We start from the raw sequence: 15,185 nt of genomic DNA, 5'->3' as shown, positions 1-15,185 counted from the left end.
GTGTTATAATATTGTCATCATATCAATTCAGTTAACATTATTCACTTTTCGCCTTATTTAAAAATGCCATTTGTTTGATCAACAGTTGATTTGGCGTGAATTGTAATAATTTATTGCGAAATACCCTACTTAATTTCCCATCTTTTTGAGCCATTTTTCCAATTTTTCGAGATTTATGAATCACTTTTGTCGTATGTTTTACTCGCAAGCGATCATATCGCTTTAGAGCTTCTATTAAAGGATATTTTAATAATACATTATTTAATACAATTGCATCTTCCATCGCTTGGCCTGCACCTTGTCCCATATTCGGTGTCGTTGCATGCGCGGCATCTCCAAGTAAAACGATACGTTGGTCAAACACAAATGATTTTAGCGGTTTTAAATCATAAATATCATGATGCAATATTTCAGTTTCCGGCTGTTTATCCAAAATCATACGTACTTTTTCCGGAAAATGATTAAAATACGCTTGAAGATACGGCTTATTAAAGTGTAAATAATTAGGGTCTTTTTCTTTAGCATTAATGGTAGCAAACCAATAGGCTTTTCCGTTAAGCAAAGGTACGATGCCAAAACGCCCTTTTTTGCCCCAATATTCTTCTGCAATATGATCACAAGTATTCATATCTTCAACAACACCTCGAAAACATGTATACCCTTGATAACGTACTTTCGTATCAGGTGCGACAGATTGACGGATTGTTGAATGAATGCCGTCCGCTGCCACTACAAGATCAAAATGTTCGGATTCGTTCGTAGAAAAATCTAACGTTACCCTATTGTTTGAAGCATGGACCCCCGTCACTTCATAGTTAAAATAGATATGTTCTTGATCGACATATGTTGCAATGGTATCCACCAATGATTGACGCAATAATGTTAAATTTGTAGCCGTTTCTGGAAAAGCAACTTGACTCAACGTTTGCCCCTCTTCATCGTGAATACACATAGATTTTAATAACTGTCCTTCATTTTTTATACCTTTGGCGAGGTCATGATCACCAAGTTTTGTAAGAACGTTATCTCCAATCCCAATACCTGCACCTATTTCTTGGATACTTGGTTTTTTTTCATATATACGCACTTCATGATTTTGTTTATTCAACAGCGCTGCAAGTGTCAAACCACCAATACCTGCACCCACAATACCAATCTTCATTTAGATTCACCTCTAATATCATTTCATCTTTTCATTTCATTTTATGCTATCCACTGCTTTTTAACCTTTTAAGTAAAAATCTCTCCGGACATCATCTTTCTTAATACCATATTCATCATAAAAGTGTTGCATCTTTGCAGCAATTTTATCCGGCCATTCAATATCACTCGCATATTGATTTGTCCCTGGGTTTTGAGGATGCCACTTCATTTGATATAAAGAAATTTGGCCATTTTTAAAATATTGCTCACGTACAAAATGCGCACCACCTTTAATGGCTCGTTGTGGAGATGTCCACTTTTCTTGAACCGCATAGCTTTTTCCAGTTTCCACCGCATTACTATCAAAGGCACCTATCCCAAAAAAGTTATAATAGCGTTGTTTATGATGCTTTATCCCATGAGCAAGTTCTGAATGTCCATTACCTGTTTCAATTAAAGCATGACTCACTAAATAAATGACATTCACATCAGTTTCTTTTTGTGCTTCCAAAAATGCCTCCCCTTGATTTTCTAAAACACCTTTACCTTGAAGCATTCGGTTCACTTCATCTTTTGAAAGTTGAACTGGCTCAGAGATGTCCATATATTTTAAATCAGAATCACGTAATTTTACACGCATGGCCTCTTTCACTTCCCTTTCTGATGCTTCTACAAACTGATTGTCACGTGATGTTGTATGAAGGACACCTTGCGTAGTTTGACGTTGTACTGCTTCATCAAATGTCACCGTTTTATCATTCGTAAACAAATGCGTTTCGTTTATAAAGAGTAGAAGGATAAAGATTACTAAAATTACGATGATGAACACCCTAGATGGATGTTTTTTAATCCAAGATTTCATGTTTGACGCCCCTATGTTTAAATCATTTATATCATTTTGAATAGTACTGCTATAACAACGATTAAAACAATGACATAAGCAATGTTAACAGCATTTCTCACCCATTTTTTACCTCTATACATCTTATTAAAAATAAAAAGACTTAATCCTAGCGATAATAAAAAGAACATAATCGCCACAACGGTATGTATAAAAAATAGTGACATTAAACCTAACACCAATAATATGTTCGAAATGATTGCTAACATTTTTATTGTTTTAATATCCATAAGTTCCCTCCTTTTTAATACTTAATATTTTATCATGAATCTATTAGCTCTGCTTTTAATCCTTAAAAAAGTGTGGACGGCACTATCTCATCTCCTTCCAAATTTTTCAATTTATTTGTATTTATTGAAATAGCATACGAATAAAACGCCGTCAAAATTCACTACAACTGAATTTTGACGGCGTTTGAATAGGTGCTAAACGTAAAGTTCTATCTATAAATCATATCTGTTATCTTGACATACCTTTTAAAATATTTAAAAAGTATGTCAAACTTTGGTTCATATCGTCATCTTTTAAGATGCCCATTAAACCTGTAATTGTTGTACGTTGATTTCCGCTTGCTTGATGGGCAACACGCAAACCTTTATTTAATTTATTCATAAGAATCTTTAAATCGTCAGGGTTTAAATCTCCAAGTAAAAATGCCATTTGACCGATATTGTGAATTGCTCCAGCGTATTGGTCTTTATTAAGCTCAGTCACCACTTTTTCTGTAATGACACCACGTTGTTTGATTGCTCCTGTTAACGCATCAAGAATTTTCGCTTCATCTAAAGCTTCAACGAGTTTAATTGCTTTTAAAATACTTTCACTGTTTTCAGCTATGGCATCTGTGACTTTCGTGACACGTTCCGCTTTGATTTCCGCTTCTGATTTTTCAATACGTTTTATTTTAGAAATTCTCTCAGCCATTATTTCATCACCTGATCCCCTGGAAAGATGTAATCCGGTCTTTCCCATTTTTTCTCTACAGCAACACTGTACTGTGGGTTGCGTTTTTGATTACGGAAGTTTGTTGGATTCAGTGGAGACTTGCCACGTTTACTTAGCACTTCCATTCGGCAACAAGTGGATTTATATGCCGGTGTATGTGTTTCTGGGTCAGTCACACTGCTCGTCAAGTAGTTGATGGCCGCAGCATTGTTATCATTAAGTGGTAAATAGATTTGTTTGCCTTTCACTCGGTCTGTAATATGAACATGACCTGTAGCTTCACCTGTTTCAGATGTTAATTTAACCGCTGCTCCTTCGTGAATACTACGTTCTTCAGCAAGCTCTGGCGAAATTTCAATAAATGCAGTTGGCATCTTATACTTAAGTCCAGGCACTTTATATGTCATATTTCCTTCATGGAAGTGTTCAAGAACACGCCCATTATTAACATGTAAATCGTATGTTTCATTCGTCTTATAAAAATTATCAAAAGATAACGGGAAGAACTTTGCTTTGCCGTTATCAAAGTTAAAGCCTTCAGTAAAGAGTAACGGCGAATCTGTACCATCTGCTTCTACAGGCCATTGCAAGCTATTATAACCTTCTAAGCGTTCATATTTTACACCTGCAAACATAGGTGTTAAGCTTGATGCTTCATCCATAATTTCTGAAGGATGTGAATAATTCCAATCAAAACCGAGTTCTTTGGCAATAAGTTGCGTAATTTGCCAATCTGGTTTTGAATCACCTAACGGCTCTAATACTTGATATAAGCGTTGGAAACGACGTTCAGTATTTGTAAATGTACCATCTTTTTCAAGAGATGGACTTGCTGGTAATACGACATCAGCATATTCAGCTGTAAATGTTAAAAATTCATCTTGCACAACTAAAAAATCCACTTTTTCTAATGCTGCTTGAACATAATTGATATTCGAGTCTACGATACCTGTATCCTCACCTAGAATAAATAAACTGTGTACCTCACCTGCATGAATATGATCCATCATTTGATGGTTGTCATATCCAGGTTCACTCGGTAAAGTGACTCCCCATGCTTTTTCATAACGCGCACGCACTTCATCATCCGCCACACCTTGATAGCCTGGGAATTTATCTGGCATACTTCCAAAATCTGAACAGCCTTGTACGTTGTTATGACCACGTAAAGGATAAGACCCTGCCCCTGGTTTCATATAGTTCCCCGTCGCAAGTAACATGTTAGAAATTGCCGTACTTGTATCTGAACCTGTTTCTTGTTGTGTCACACCCATTGCCCAACATACAACAACGGAATTGACACTTACAATTTCTTTAGCTAAGTGAATTAAGCGTTCTTTAGGAATGCCTGTTGTTTCTTCAGCAAACTCCATTGTATAAGGTTCAAGGGATTTGTAATATTCATCTGCATGATCCACCCATTTTTCAATAAATGCTTTGTCATGCCAATCATTGTCAATAATGTATTTTGTCACAGCTGACAACCAAACTAAGTCTGTACCTGGATTTGGTTGATAAAATTCATCTGCACGTTCAGCCATTTCATGTTTACGGATATCAAAAACATGTAATTTTTGACCAAAGAGTTTATGCGAACGTTTAATACGTGATGCAATGACAGGATGTGCCTCTGCTGTATTGGTACCAATCGTAATAACCATTTCAGCATTGCCAATATCATCAATTGAACCAGAGTCTCCACCATGGCCTACGGTACGGAATAAACCTTTTGTCGCAGGTGCTTGGCAATAACGTGAACAGTTATCAATGTTGTTTGTCCCAAATACTTGGCGTGCCATTTTTTGCATTAAATAAGACTCTTCATTTGTAGCTTTTGAAGATGAAATAAATGAAAGTGCTTTTGAACCGTATTTTTCTTTAATATCGTTCATGCGCTTAGCGACATATGGAATCGCTTCTTCCCATTCAACCTCTTCAAATTGATCGCCACGGCGAATGAGTGGTTTCGTTAAACGCTCTTCAGAATTCACATAATCCCAACCGAATTTACCTTTAACGCATGATGATATTTTATTCGCAGGTGAATCATGAGATGGTTGCACTTTTAAAATTTCACGATCTTTCGTCCAAACTTCAAAGCTACAACCTACGCCACAATATGTACATACTGTTTTTGTTTTCTTAATACGTTCTTCTCGCATTGCTGCTTCAGAATCAGATACTGCAAATAATGGACCGTAACCCGTTTCTGCTTTTTTCGTTAAATCAATCATAGAGGCTAAAGAACCTGGCTCAATATCTGTCATATATCCAGCTTTACCCACCATATTATTTTCCATCATCGCATTACATGGACATACCGTTGCACATTGTCCACAACCTACACACGATGATTCGTTGATTGAAACATCATTGTCCCAAATTACTCTTGGCTGTTCACGTTCCCAATCAATCGTTAGTGTTTCGTTGACTTGTACATCTTGACAGACTTCTACACAACGTCCACATAAAATACATTGATTAGGATCATAGCGATAAAATGGACCAAAATCCACTTCGTATGGTTTCGGCTTATATTCATACGTTTGATGTTCAAGACCCCATTCATCCATCGTGTTATGAATTTCACAGTTGCCGTTATTGTAATCACAAACTGTACAATACAGTTGGTGCTTTTCTAAAATACGATCTAATGCTTCTTTTTGCGAATCTTGTACATCTTGACCTTGAGTATTTACGACCATTGAACGATCAATTGTAGTCCCACAAGCGCGTTCAATGCTTCCATCAATTTCAACAGCACATGTATCACATGTTTGAATCGGACCTAATGATTCGTTATAACAAATGGAAGGTACAAATGTTTGTTGTTCTTTAATAAACGCAAGTAAATTTTTACCTGGTTCTACAAGATAATCTTTACCATCCAAAGTTACGATAAGATGTTCTTGCATAGTATCCCCCCTATAAAAACATTTTATATGCCTAAGATGCCCCCACATGCTTAGTCACTTCTATTTTAAACTGTTTATCTCCAAATGTTAACCATTTACCATAAATTTAGCTATTGTTCACTATTTCAAGAAAATAAAATAATAATATTCCTATTTCGACGTTATTTTACACTTAGCTTAACGTACCATACGACGCATCAATGTCTGTATCCTTTTCTGTAACAACACGAATAGCGGTTTCAATGCCCTTCACCATTGTATTTAAAGTCATAGAAGATGCGTGACTGGTTGATTCCACTTGTATTTCTTCATAAGGAAGATGAATAAATCCTGTACGTAAATGTGGATATTGTGTATGAGCGATATGTGCCAATTCATACATTAAATGATTGCAAACAAAGGTACCTGCACTATTAGAAAGCGCACTTGGCACATGCGCTTCCAGCATTGCTTGTACCATTCGTTTCACAGGTAATGTTGAAAAATAGGCAGACGGACCTTGTTGTTGAATAGGACAATCGATAGGTTGATAACCTTTATTATCAGGAATCATAGCATCGTCAATATTAATTGCCACGCGTTCAGGTGTAATGACTGATCTCCCTCCCGCTTGGCCTAATCCGATGACAACATCATACCCTTTCATTCGCAATCGTTGTTTTACGTTGTCAACACATAAGTGAAAAGCAGTTGGAAGGATAAGGGTATCCACTTTATGGCCATTAATGTGAGAAGGTAATTGCCTTGCTACATATTCAGACGGATTCATTTTAGCACCATTAAAAGGTTCAAATGCTGTGATTAGAATATTCATTTTTTACCACTCCTAAACCATTGATAAAGATTAAACATAGTCAGTAACATTGGGCTATTAGATGATGTTACTGAACGCATGATGAGACTATCGTGATGTAATTTTACTTCAAACAATTACATTTATTATATCGCATTAAAAAACTCCGCCCAATTTGGACGGAGTTCACCTATTATAATCCTAAGTTGTCTCGATAACTTTGAATAATTTGTTGTTTACTATTTTCATCTGGGATAAAGTAGTATAAACCATCTTCCCCTGTTGTATCTGAACCTTTTAATTGATGTCTCTCGACAGTCTCATTACCTTCTTTGTAATTACTTCTAAATGCATTTAGTTCACCTAACGTCATATCCGTTGTAACATTATCACTAAGTTGATCCATTAAAGAATTGAAATTCGTTATCGAAGACACACTTGTTAATTTATTCGCAAGACCTTGCAACACAAGTTGTTGGCGTTCTTGACGTCCAAAGTCGCCACCTGCTCCAGATTCTTTACGACTTCTAATAAATGCCATTGCTTGCTCACCATCTAAATGCACTTTTTGACCTTGCGTATATTGTTGCCCATGGACATTGAATGTTGCATTACTGACTACATCAATGCCACCGACAGTATCAATGGTATCTTTCAGTCCATCCATGTCTACTGTTGCATAGTGATCAATTGGCACATTCATTAGCTTTTCCAATGATTTCACTGCCATATCTGGGCCACCGTAGGCATATGCATGATTAATTTTCTCAGTCGTTCCACGCCCTACAATCTCCGCGCGTGTATCCCTAGGAATACTAATGACTTCAGATTTTTTATTATCCGGATTAATCGATAGTAGCATTATCGTATCGCTACGTTGACCATCATGTTGTTGTTGGCGTTTCGCATTAGAATCAATACCAAAAAGTGCAATAGAAATAGGTTCCCCTTTGTTCATATCCACTTGCCCAGAACGTAAGGCTGAGTGTTCACGGTTTAAAGGGTTGTGAATTGCACCTCCTGTCGCAAATATTTTAAAAGCTAAATATGCAACTGCTATGATAGTTAAAATCAATAAAATGCCAATAATCCATAATAAAGCTCTAACGACCGGATTTTTTCGTTTTTTAGATCGTTGGTAGTCCAATGCGCTTTCACTCCATTCTTTTAATTCGTCAACGTACTTTTCTTATGCCTATAATAAACGTATCATATCCCAATTTTAAGATGTTTCAATCAGTCTTGAGACGCACTACTCTTTTGATACCCACCCTTTGCTAATAGTATTTCTAAGATTTCATCATGACATCCAGGGTTACTAATGATAAAAGGTCCTCCTGAGGCAAAATCTATTGCTTCTTTGTTGAAATCCGTCATTTTCAAACCGAGTTCAGATGCAAATAGAAATTGTGCAGCAATATCCCAAGGTTTAGCGTTCGTATGTATGTGGGCACCAAATTGACCCGTACATACACGGATAGAGTCTAGCCCACACGCGCCAATAAGTCGATATGCAAATGATGCATTCAATAAATCATGCATCGTCGTATCGTTTAATACTTTATTATTAAATGACACAATCATCTCACTTAATGGTTGCGGTTCAATAGGATCGAGACGTTTATGATTCACAAAAGCCCCTTCATCTTTTTTAGCATGATATAACGTTTGTCGAGGAAAATCATAAATATAAGATAATGTCGGTACGCCGTCAACGAAGAGTGCTAAAATGATACAAAAATCATTTTGTTGTTTTACTAAATTTGCAGTGCCATCAATAGGATCCATGACCCATGTGTAACCATGTTTTAAATCCGTGGTATCGTGATGGCTTTCTTCTCCATATAACGTATGATCAGGATATAGGTCCTTCAATAAACCTTCAAAGTTAGATTCTAACATTTGATCCACATTTGTAACGAGATCGAAGCGATTCTTTTTAGTATCAGTTTTCATTTGTTTTATGAGTGAAGGAATAAGCAGGGTTAATCCTCGAAACCATGTTTTCACTTCATTATCAATGTCATTTATATCATATTGCGTTACCATATTGATCCCCTCCCATAACGGATTGTATTTATTATACCCTGTAAACCCAATATATACCAACCATAATTAATATAGAAATAAAATTAATTATATCCACAATAAGTTAGTCAAATTATTCATACAAAAAACCGATTGGATAAACCAACCGGCATAGAAAGGAAAGTAAGTAATAAATATTGAAGATGTTTAACTAGCTATAAGTACAACTTATCATGTCAAACTTTACTATCCAAAGATAGTTTACCCCTCGTTTGATGATGCTGCACCATCCCCTAGTAGCTAATTCATACTATAGCACAACGTCACAAAAAATGTAAGCGTTTTCTTACATTTTTTTGAAATTTTTTTCGCTTATTTCATCTAATGTTATCATTTCATACGTTGCGTAATAGAAATCGGATTTATAAAACATATTAATAAGTGTAATGAGACTTATGTGGTAAACTATGGATAAGATTTATCACGTTGCGGAGGTGTGGCAAGTGAATAAAGAAACGCGTCAGTCAAAATTAATTCAACTTATACAAAAACAAAATCAAATATCTGCAGTCGAATTAGCACGTGAACTTCACGTTTCTAAGCGAACCATTCTTCGAGATATCCAAGAATTAGAAGCTAAAGGTGTTCAAATATTAGCGCACGCAGGTAAAAATGGCGGCTACAAAATTCAATCTCACCCTCAAAACGTCAAACTTGAACTCACGGATCACGAGGTAACCGCACTGTATTTAATTTTAAATGAGCGGCTTCATCAAACATCATTGCCTTTTAAAAATGAAATACATCAACTTATACAAAAACTAATGCGGCAACCGAATACGGCATTGAGACGCCATTTAAAACAATTAGATCAATATATTATATTTGATGATGATGCGCCCAAGACACTTCCCACACTTTTTAAAAACCTATTAATCTATTGTTATGAACGAAAAGTAATGGGATTGTATTTTCATCCTTCTGTACGACAACGTCAACAGTTTGCAAATGTTGTATTTATCGGTTTAATATGTAAAAATGCGCAATGGAAAGCTGTCATTTATCATATTGGTGGAGATTACACAGAAATTATTGACATTGCAACAATTGATGATATTGATTATAGTTTCCATAAATCTATTCAAACGAATGACATTACGATGGCCAATTACCATAAGTACTTACAGCCAAAAACATAAGACCATTATAAAATGTCTCCTCTTATTTACATTTAAGAATAGCCTTCAACATTCATCTACATGTAATGTTGAAGGCTTATATATATATTCAGTTTGCCATTATACTAACATACTAATACAATATGAGATTAAATTATTTAGAATATGAAAAGCAAAGGCCACACCTAAATTGCGACCACTTTTCATATAGAGATAGACTAATGGTATTGCAATGATTAAGTAGTCAATGATTTCAAACCAGTTTGAAAAGTCCACTAAATGTATAGCAGAAAACAAAAGTACAGAAACGATACTCATCGCAATAAAGTTAAATTTTTTACCTAACTCACCGATTAAAATATGTCTAAAGAAAATTTCCTCTACAATAGGCCCCGCAATCACGATTAATAGAAAGTTAAAAATCATCAGCTCAGGTATAGATAACATTTCTTCAATCATTTGTTGATTTTGTGTTGTTTCTGTTGTAAATATGTATGGGAATATTTCTTTTAAATTTCCGTAAATCCAAGACAAACCAAACGTAACAATATAAAGACCAATAATCCATAACCAATAGCGCCTCAATCCGTCCCACCATTGTTTCATCCACGTTCGCAACAGATCGATATTTATACAAAAAAATGCAAATATGACCATGATATACGAAAATAATTGTGCGAGAACAATCGCTTCTTCAATATTAACAATTGGTTGATCAGTCAAATTTAACAGAATCTCAAAAATGGCTACATTGACCATTATATAAATCAAACTCGCGATCATTGAAACAAAGAGAATGGGTATGAGCCATAAATTATGCCATCTCACATCACTCCAATAAAATTTACTCATGAAAACCTCCTAATTGATAAAGATATATATATACATATTCAAAATAAATATTTATATGTTATAATACTATATAAAATCAGAAAGGAAAACAACCATGAATCAACAAACTGTTCCAACATTCTACGAGGCTTCGATGATTTTAAACGATTGTCATAAAATGGCCTTATCGTTTCAACTCACCTATTTAAACAACCCCTCTGAGGCACAAACCACCTTGCATCAACTTCATACAAAATTAGCCACGCTTTACAAAACCTTACCTCATCCTGACTCCATCACTCAATGTCCACCTTATGAGTATGCCACTTTTTATCATTGTATTCATCACCTTTATCACAACCCATTAACACAAATCGATGTAGGAAATCAAATGTGTGTCACGCAAAGTTATATTGACGTCATTTTACACACAAAGACACATCTACATTCATAAAGGCCGTTAAATATAAGCTTTTTTATCATTTCTTCTTATATTTGAAAAACATCATGTACCTTCATAATTTGAGACGTTATTCACCTTATTATCACACTATGAGGTAACACTTATTTTTGATACAACCGAATTAGGGATCACACCACAGTTATTTACGAAACTTTCCAACTTCCCACGCTTCAATGTAAGATTCGCATTGATGAAGGGACCTCGCTTTCTTTAGTAACCGACAGGATTATCAAAATTGCATCAATGCTAGCATGATTTCTGAACATTTTCTATATATCATTTAAAGTCATTCACACATCCAACCACATTTAATATACTTGCATAATTATTATCCGCACCTAGAGACAGGATTAAGTCGCGCCTTTTTCAAGAACAAAACGCGTGCATACGTCATTCCCATTCAAAAGCGAACATTGATGCTTTTATCCCGGAAGCATCTTTTTACTGCCCTATTTACGAAGGGTTACTTAGGTATTAGAAAACCCCCGTATTTATGCTCTCACTTTACCAATAGTAACGGCTTGTATCGCTAGCGATATCGGCGGAGCAGATATAGGTGGGATTGGAAACATCTGTGCAGATGCCATTTGCCCTAGTAGTCTCTCTTTACTTCCATTAATTACCCATCATATGTTTCTAGGCTACCTAGCAGTATTACTTGTTGCATATGTCAGTGGCTTTATTCTCAACTATTTATGTGCATCGCCAACAAGTCTTCTCGACCAATTTGGACAATCATCATGCCGTCTTTATTCATTACGTAAACATTAAGAAGCCCCTCAAAATCTGTTAGGCAAACAAACACATTTTGAGGGACTTTTTATATTATTTTAAACACACGCCAATTACATTTATATTTATAGTTTAAACTCTTCTTTACTCAGTTTATGATAACCTCTCATAAAGAAGAAAAGTGCCATAAAACCTAAGAAAACAAAACCAATAATTACAGAGACACGTGTTTCACCATTAATCACCATTCCAATTAAAACAAGTACTAAAAATGCAATTGTTAAGTAATTAGAAAATGGAGCAAATGGCATTTTAAAAGGATGATCTTTTATTTTTTCAGGATATTTTTTTCTAAATTGAATATGACTGAATAAAATCATAAACCATGGAATCATACCCGGTAAAATTGAAGCGCTATACACATATACGAAAATGTTTTCTGCACCATCAATCACTAATGGTAAAACAACATTTAAAATAACTCCTATGAAAATACCGATAGATACAGCAATGACTGTATAAAAAGGAACGCCATTTTTCATAACACGCGTAAAGATTTTAGGTAAATGACCATGTTGTGCTAACGTATAAATCATACGGCTTGAACTAAATATCCCCGCATTACATCCAGACATCGCTGCTGTGATTACGACAAAGTTAATTAATCCAGCAGCAATCGTAATACCTACTTTAGAGAAAGTGGCTACGAAAGGACTACCAATATCTTGTAATTGATCCCAAGGATAAACCGTTACGATGACGAAAATAGCACCAATATAGAAAATTAAGATACGCCAAATGACACCATTCACTGCACGTTTAATATTCTTTTGAGGATTTTTCGTTTCACCAGCTGTAATACCGATTAATTCCACACCTTGATACGAACCAATAACAATAGATAAAGCAAAGAAAAAGCCCATAATACCATTCGGTAAAAAGCCATCGTGCGCCCATAAATTGCTTAACCCAATTGGATTTCCACCATTTCCAAGTCCAAAGAAAATTAAACCGAAACCTGCAATAATCATTAAAATAATTGTGACAATTTTGATTGTTGCAAACCAGAATTCAAATTCTCCAAACGCTTTAACTGACACTGCATTCGCTGCAGCAAGTAAAACAACTACGATGACGCCTGGTATCCACGTTGGTAACTCAGGCCACCAATAATTCATATATTCTCCAACAGCGATAACTTCAGACATCCCTACTACAATCCATTGGAATATGTTTGCCCATGACGTGACATACCCTGCCACAGGATGTATGTAGTCCGTTGCATAGTTCGCAAATGAACCTGTCGTCGGATATAAATAAACCATTTCTCCCATTGCACGCATTACTAAAAATAGGAAAATTCCGGCAATTAAGTATGCGAAAATAACTGCTGGTCCTGTCCATTTAATCGTGCTCGATGCCCCCATGAACAGTCCTACACCAATCGTACCGCCAAGTGCGATCATTTGAATTTGCCTCGAACTCAGCCCTCTGTGTAACTCTTGATTATCTTTCATGATAACTCCCCATCTCCTTAATATTATAAGGGTTTTCTTATTTTTCCGTCATGTCGCTATTATACTACAATTTTGAAAACTGAAAAGTGTATTTTTAATTTTTTGTAAGTGCTTTCACAAAATATATTTTACATTTTGAATCTATACAATATTACAAAGTGATAAAGCTTTGCGCCTTTAAAGCGTCATGAAAACGCTTTTATAAAATATTATTCACTTGCACAACTTCATGTTATGGGATTACTGCCAAAAAAATATTGTGATTATATTCACAAATTTAGTTTGTCCCTTTATAATGTTGAGGTATATCTTATAAAAGGAGTGTGTCTTATGGAGGATAAAAACATAAAATGGGATAAGATTTTTTACGGACGCGCATGGATTGCGAATATTATAGATACAATACAAACGAAAGATATTTTAGAAAGCTTTTATTTTAAACGGTATTTGCTACGTGCGATGATGGCTGGATTCATTATTAGCATTATAAGTGTATTTGTATTAATGGTTAAAACGACATTTGCCCCTGATTTAGGCGTTGGCATTGTGAACATGATCAGCGCTATCGCCTTTAGTTTTGCACTTGTCTTAATTTTATTCACCAATTCAGAACTCTTAACCAGTAACTTTATGTATTTCACAGTTGGTTTATATTATAAACTGATAAAACCTTATCGCGTCGGCCACATTTTTTTATTATGTTTTATAGGAAATGTCATCGGTGCCTTTGTACTTTTTAGTTTAATGCGTGCCAGTGATGTCATCACACCGGAGATGGTTACACTACTCGATAAAATAATAGTGACAAAAATCCATAGCTATTCGTTTCATAATATTTTGGTTCGAGCTATCTTCGCCAACTTTTTCATAAATATTACTTTAGTCATTGCCATGCAAATCGATGATATTTTAGCTAAAATGTTTGTCATGATGTTTGGTGTTACAATATTTGCATTTATGGGATATGAACATGTCATTTATAATGCATGTCTATTTGCTGCAGGTCTTCTGTATCAATTAGACCATATGACGTTATGGCCTGTATTAAAAAATATAGTCGCAGCCTTTATCGGCAATTATATCGGTGGTGGATTAATCATAGGATTATTCTACGCATATTTAAATGATCATGGTCAATTTAAAGCAAATCGCTTCAAGTAAAGCGCCTCATGTCTATGTTATAATGGATTAAAAATCCATTGAAGGAGTATATTATGGAAAAAAGTCGATTCATACGTGGCGCAGTCAGTGCCGTTTTAATAGGTATTTTATTTTTTATCATCAATATGATTCAAAACCATAGTGATTTAGGTAACATACTATTACGTTCACTTTTATTTACTATAATTTTTTATGTTCTATATATCATACTTTTTAGCATTTTAAATTCTGATGAACGCAAGCGCCAGTATGGACCACCTTTAATCATTTGTTTAATCATCGGCCTATTAATAGGTAATATGATACAATTACCCCTCTTAGGTTTCGCTTTAGGCTTGTTACTTGCGTTACTTATTGGCTACTTCATTGGATGGTTTAAAAGGAGATATTAATAATGTCGACACAAACAATAGGTATCTTGATAATTATCATACTTTTACTTAGTTTTGTCCCTAATATCTATATGTTATATAAAGCAAAACAGCACCAAGCACCATCGACACGATACGCACTGATGGTAGGTGTTGACGCGATTCTACTAGTCCTAGTTATTGCCGCACTTGTACTTTTAACTTAAT

16 protein-coding genes and 1 pseudogene are annotated in these 15,185 nt (G+C 35.2%); 7 read left to right on the top strand and 10 right to left on the bottom strand.

From position 1 onward, the window contains the following. Positions 1-37: 37 nt before the first annotated feature. The 8 genes from SHYC_RS02820 to SHYC_RS02785 form a co-directional block, all read right to left on the bottom strand. On the bottom strand, positions 38-1,162 hold the full coding sequence (locus SHYC_RS02820) for an FAD-dependent monooxygenase (protein WP_039644360.1): 1,125 nt from the start codon (positions 1,160-1,162) through the stop codon (positions 38-40). Positions 1,163-1,222: 60 nt separating this feature from the next. Continuing rightward, a complete protein-coding gene (locus tag SHYC_RS02815; protein WP_039644357.1) occupies positions 1,223-2,005 on the bottom strand; it encodes an N-acetylglucosaminidase in 783 nt (260 codons plus the stop codon). Between the two features lie 26 nt (positions 2,006-2,031). Next, positions 2,032-2,274, bottom strand: a complete 243-nt coding sequence (locus SHYC_RS02810; protein ID WP_039644355.1) for a hypothetical protein — start codon at positions 2,272-2,274, stop codon at positions 2,032-2,034. A 229-nt stretch (positions 2,275-2,503) separates the two neighbouring features. Beyond that, entirely contained in the window at positions 2,504-2,968 is a 465-nt protein-coding gene (locus tag SHYC_RS02805; RefSeq protein ID WP_039644353.1) for a helical membrane plugin domain-containing protein, read from the bottom strand. Beyond that, positions 2,968-5,904 carry a formate dehydrogenase subunit alpha gene (gene fdhF, locus SHYC_RS02800; protein WP_039644351.1) on the bottom strand — a complete coding sequence of 979 codons (2,937 nt, stop codon included), beginning with the start codon at positions 5,902-5,904 and terminating at the stop codon, positions 2,968-2,970. The genes SHYC_RS02805 and fdhF overlap by 1 nt, the downstream gene beginning before the upstream one ends. A 172-nt stretch (positions 5,905-6,076) precedes the next feature. Next, entirely contained in the window at positions 6,077-6,718 is a 642-nt protein-coding gene (gene pcp, locus SHYC_RS02795) for a pyroglutamyl-peptidase I (RefSeq protein ID WP_039644349.1), read from the bottom strand. A gap of 172 nt (positions 6,719-6,890) precedes the next feature. Continuing rightward, on the bottom strand, positions 6,891-7,844 hold the full coding sequence (locus tag SHYC_RS02790) for an LCP family protein (RefSeq protein ID WP_039644347.1): 954 nt from the start codon (positions 7,842-7,844) through the stop codon (positions 6,891-6,893). 89 nt (positions 7,845-7,933) lie between these two features. Continuing rightward, positions 7,934-8,746: an inositol monophosphatase family protein gene (locus tag SHYC_RS02785; protein WP_039644345.1), complete on the bottom strand. Its 813-nt coding sequence runs from the start codon at positions 8,744-8,746 to the stop codon at positions 7,934-7,936. A 446-nt stretch (positions 8,747-9,192) separates the two neighbouring features. Here SHYC_RS02785 and SHYC_RS02780 point away from each other — a divergent pair, with 446 nt between their 5' ends. Then, positions 9,193-9,924 carry a helix-turn-helix transcriptional regulator gene (locus SHYC_RS02780; RefSeq protein WP_267921822.1) on the top strand — a complete coding sequence of 244 codons (732 nt, stop codon included), beginning with the start codon at positions 9,193-9,195 and terminating at the stop codon, positions 9,922-9,924. A gap of 99 nt (positions 9,925-10,023) precedes the next feature. Here the strand turns inward: SHYC_RS02780 and SHYC_RS02775 are convergent, their stop codons facing one another. After that, on the bottom strand, positions 10,024-10,755 hold the full coding sequence (locus tag SHYC_RS02775; RefSeq protein ID WP_039644343.1) for a CPBP family intramembrane glutamic endopeptidase: 732 nt from the start codon (positions 10,753-10,755) through the stop codon (positions 10,024-10,026). A 94-nt stretch (positions 10,756-10,849) separates the two neighbouring features. On the opposite strand from SHYC_RS02775, the gene SHYC_RS02770 reads away from it, so the two are divergent. The 3 genes and pseudogenes from SHYC_RS02770 to SHYC_RS12475 form a co-directional block, all read left to right on the top strand. After that, complete coding sequence (locus SHYC_RS02770) at positions 10,850-11,188, top strand: hypothetical protein (protein ID WP_039644342.1); 339 nt, start codon at positions 10,850-10,852, stop codon at positions 11,186-11,188. A 305-nt stretch (positions 11,189-11,493) separates the two neighbouring features. Beyond that, positions 11,494-11,730 carry a MupG family TIM beta-alpha barrel fold protein gene (locus tag SHYC_RS12610; RefSeq protein ID WP_111725038.1) on the top strand — a complete coding sequence of 79 codons (237 nt, stop codon included), beginning with the start codon at positions 11,494-11,496 and terminating at the stop codon, positions 11,728-11,730. Next, positions 11,681-11,968, top strand: a pseudogene (locus SHYC_RS12475) (hypothetical protein); the annotation flags it as partial. The gene SHYC_RS12610 and the pseudogene SHYC_RS12475, both read left to right, overlap by 50 nt. Before the next feature lie 86 nt (positions 11,969-12,054). Here the strand turns inward: SHYC_RS12475 and SHYC_RS02765 are convergent. Beyond that, positions 12,055-13,446, bottom strand: coding sequence for an amino acid permease (locus tag SHYC_RS02765; protein WP_039644340.1), 1,392 nt, complete (start codon positions 13,444-13,446; stop codon positions 12,055-12,057). A gap of 330 nt (positions 13,447-13,776) precedes the next feature. On the opposite strand from SHYC_RS02765, the gene SHYC_RS02760 reads away from it, so the two are divergent. From SHYC_RS02760 to SHYC_RS02750, 3 genes are read left to right on the top strand one after another with little or no spacing between them, the layout of a single operon-like run. Continuing rightward, positions 13,777-14,607, top strand: a complete 831-nt coding sequence (locus SHYC_RS02760; protein ID WP_039644338.1) for a formate/nitrite transporter family protein — start codon at positions 13,777-13,779, stop codon at positions 14,605-14,607. Between the two features lie 53 nt (positions 14,608-14,660). Next, on the top strand, positions 14,661-14,999 hold the full coding sequence (locus SHYC_RS02755) for a hypothetical protein (RefSeq protein WP_039644336.1): 339 nt from the start codon (positions 14,661-14,663) through the stop codon (positions 14,997-14,999). Positions 15,000-15,001: 2 nt separating this feature from the next. After that, positions 15,002-15,184 carry a hypothetical protein gene (locus SHYC_RS02750; RefSeq protein WP_039644334.1) on the top strand — a complete coding sequence of 61 codons (183 nt, stop codon included), beginning with the start codon at positions 15,002-15,004 and terminating at the stop codon, positions 15,182-15,184. The last annotated feature ends 1 nt before the right edge of the window (position 15,185 follow it).

Source organism: Staphylococcus hyicus (genome assembly GCF_000816085.1).
Classification (GTDB): domain Bacteria; phylum Bacillota; class Bacilli; order Staphylococcales; family Staphylococcaceae; genus Staphylococcus; species Staphylococcus hyicus.
Note: the sequence above shows the minus strand (reverse complement) of the source record. Positions and strands in the feature narration are given on the sequence as shown.

What these genes read in the sequence shown, in the direction of transcription:
- SHYC_RS02810 (WP_039644355.1), bottom strand. Translation starts at nt 2,274, where the DNA reads ATGGATATTAAAACAATAAAAATGTTAGCAATCATTTCGAACATATTA.
- SHYC_RS02815 (WP_039644357.1), bottom strand. Translation starts at nt 2,005, where the DNA reads ATGAAATCTTGGATTAAAAAACATCCATCTAGGGTGTTCATCATCGTA.
- SHYC_RS02760 (WP_039644338.1), top strand. Translation starts at nt 13,777, where the DNA reads ATGGAGGATAAAAACATAAAATGGGATAAGATTTTTTACGGACGCGCA.
- SHYC_RS02770 (WP_039644342.1), top strand. Translation starts at nt 10,850, where the DNA reads ATGAATCAACAAACTGTTCCAACATTCTACGAGGCTTCGATGATTTTA.
- SHYC_RS02765 (WP_039644340.1), bottom strand. Translation starts at nt 13,446, where the DNA reads ATGAAAGATAATCAAGAGTTACACAGAGGGCTGAGTTCGAGGCAAATT.
- SHYC_RS02785 (WP_039644345.1), bottom strand. Translation starts at nt 8,746, where the DNA reads ATGGTAACGCAATATGATATAAATGACATTGATAATGAAGTGAAAACA.
- SHYC_RS02755 (WP_039644336.1), top strand. Translation starts at nt 14,661, where the DNA reads ATGGAAAAAAGTCGATTCATACGTGGCGCAGTCAGTGCCGTTTTAATA.
- pcp (WP_039644349.1), bottom strand. Translation starts at nt 6,718, where the DNA reads ATGAATATTCTAATCACAGCATTTGAACCTTTTAATGGTGCTAAAATG.
- fdhF (WP_039644351.1), bottom strand. Translation starts at nt 5,904, where the DNA reads ATGCAAGAACATCTTATCGTAACTTTGGATGGTAAAGATTATCTTGTA.
- SHYC_RS02820 (WP_039644360.1), bottom strand. Translation starts at nt 1,162, where the DNA reads ATGAAGATTGGTATTGTGGGTGCAGGTATTGGTGGTTTGACACTTGCA.
- SHYC_RS02805 (WP_039644353.1), bottom strand. Translation starts at nt 2,968, where the DNA reads ATGGCTGAGAGAATTTCTAAAATAAAACGTATTGAAAAATCAGAAGCG.
- SHYC_RS02780 (WP_267921822.1), top strand. Translation starts at nt 9,193, where the DNA reads ATGGATAAGATTTATCACGTTGCGGAGGTGTGGCAAGTGAATAAAGAA.
- SHYC_RS02750 (WP_039644334.1), top strand. Translation starts at nt 15,002, where the DNA reads ATGTCGACACAAACAATAGGTATCTTGATAATTATCATACTTTTACTT.
- SHYC_RS02775 (WP_039644343.1), bottom strand. Translation starts at nt 10,755, where the DNA reads ATGAGTAAATTTTATTGGAGTGATGTGAGATGGCATAATTTATGGCTC.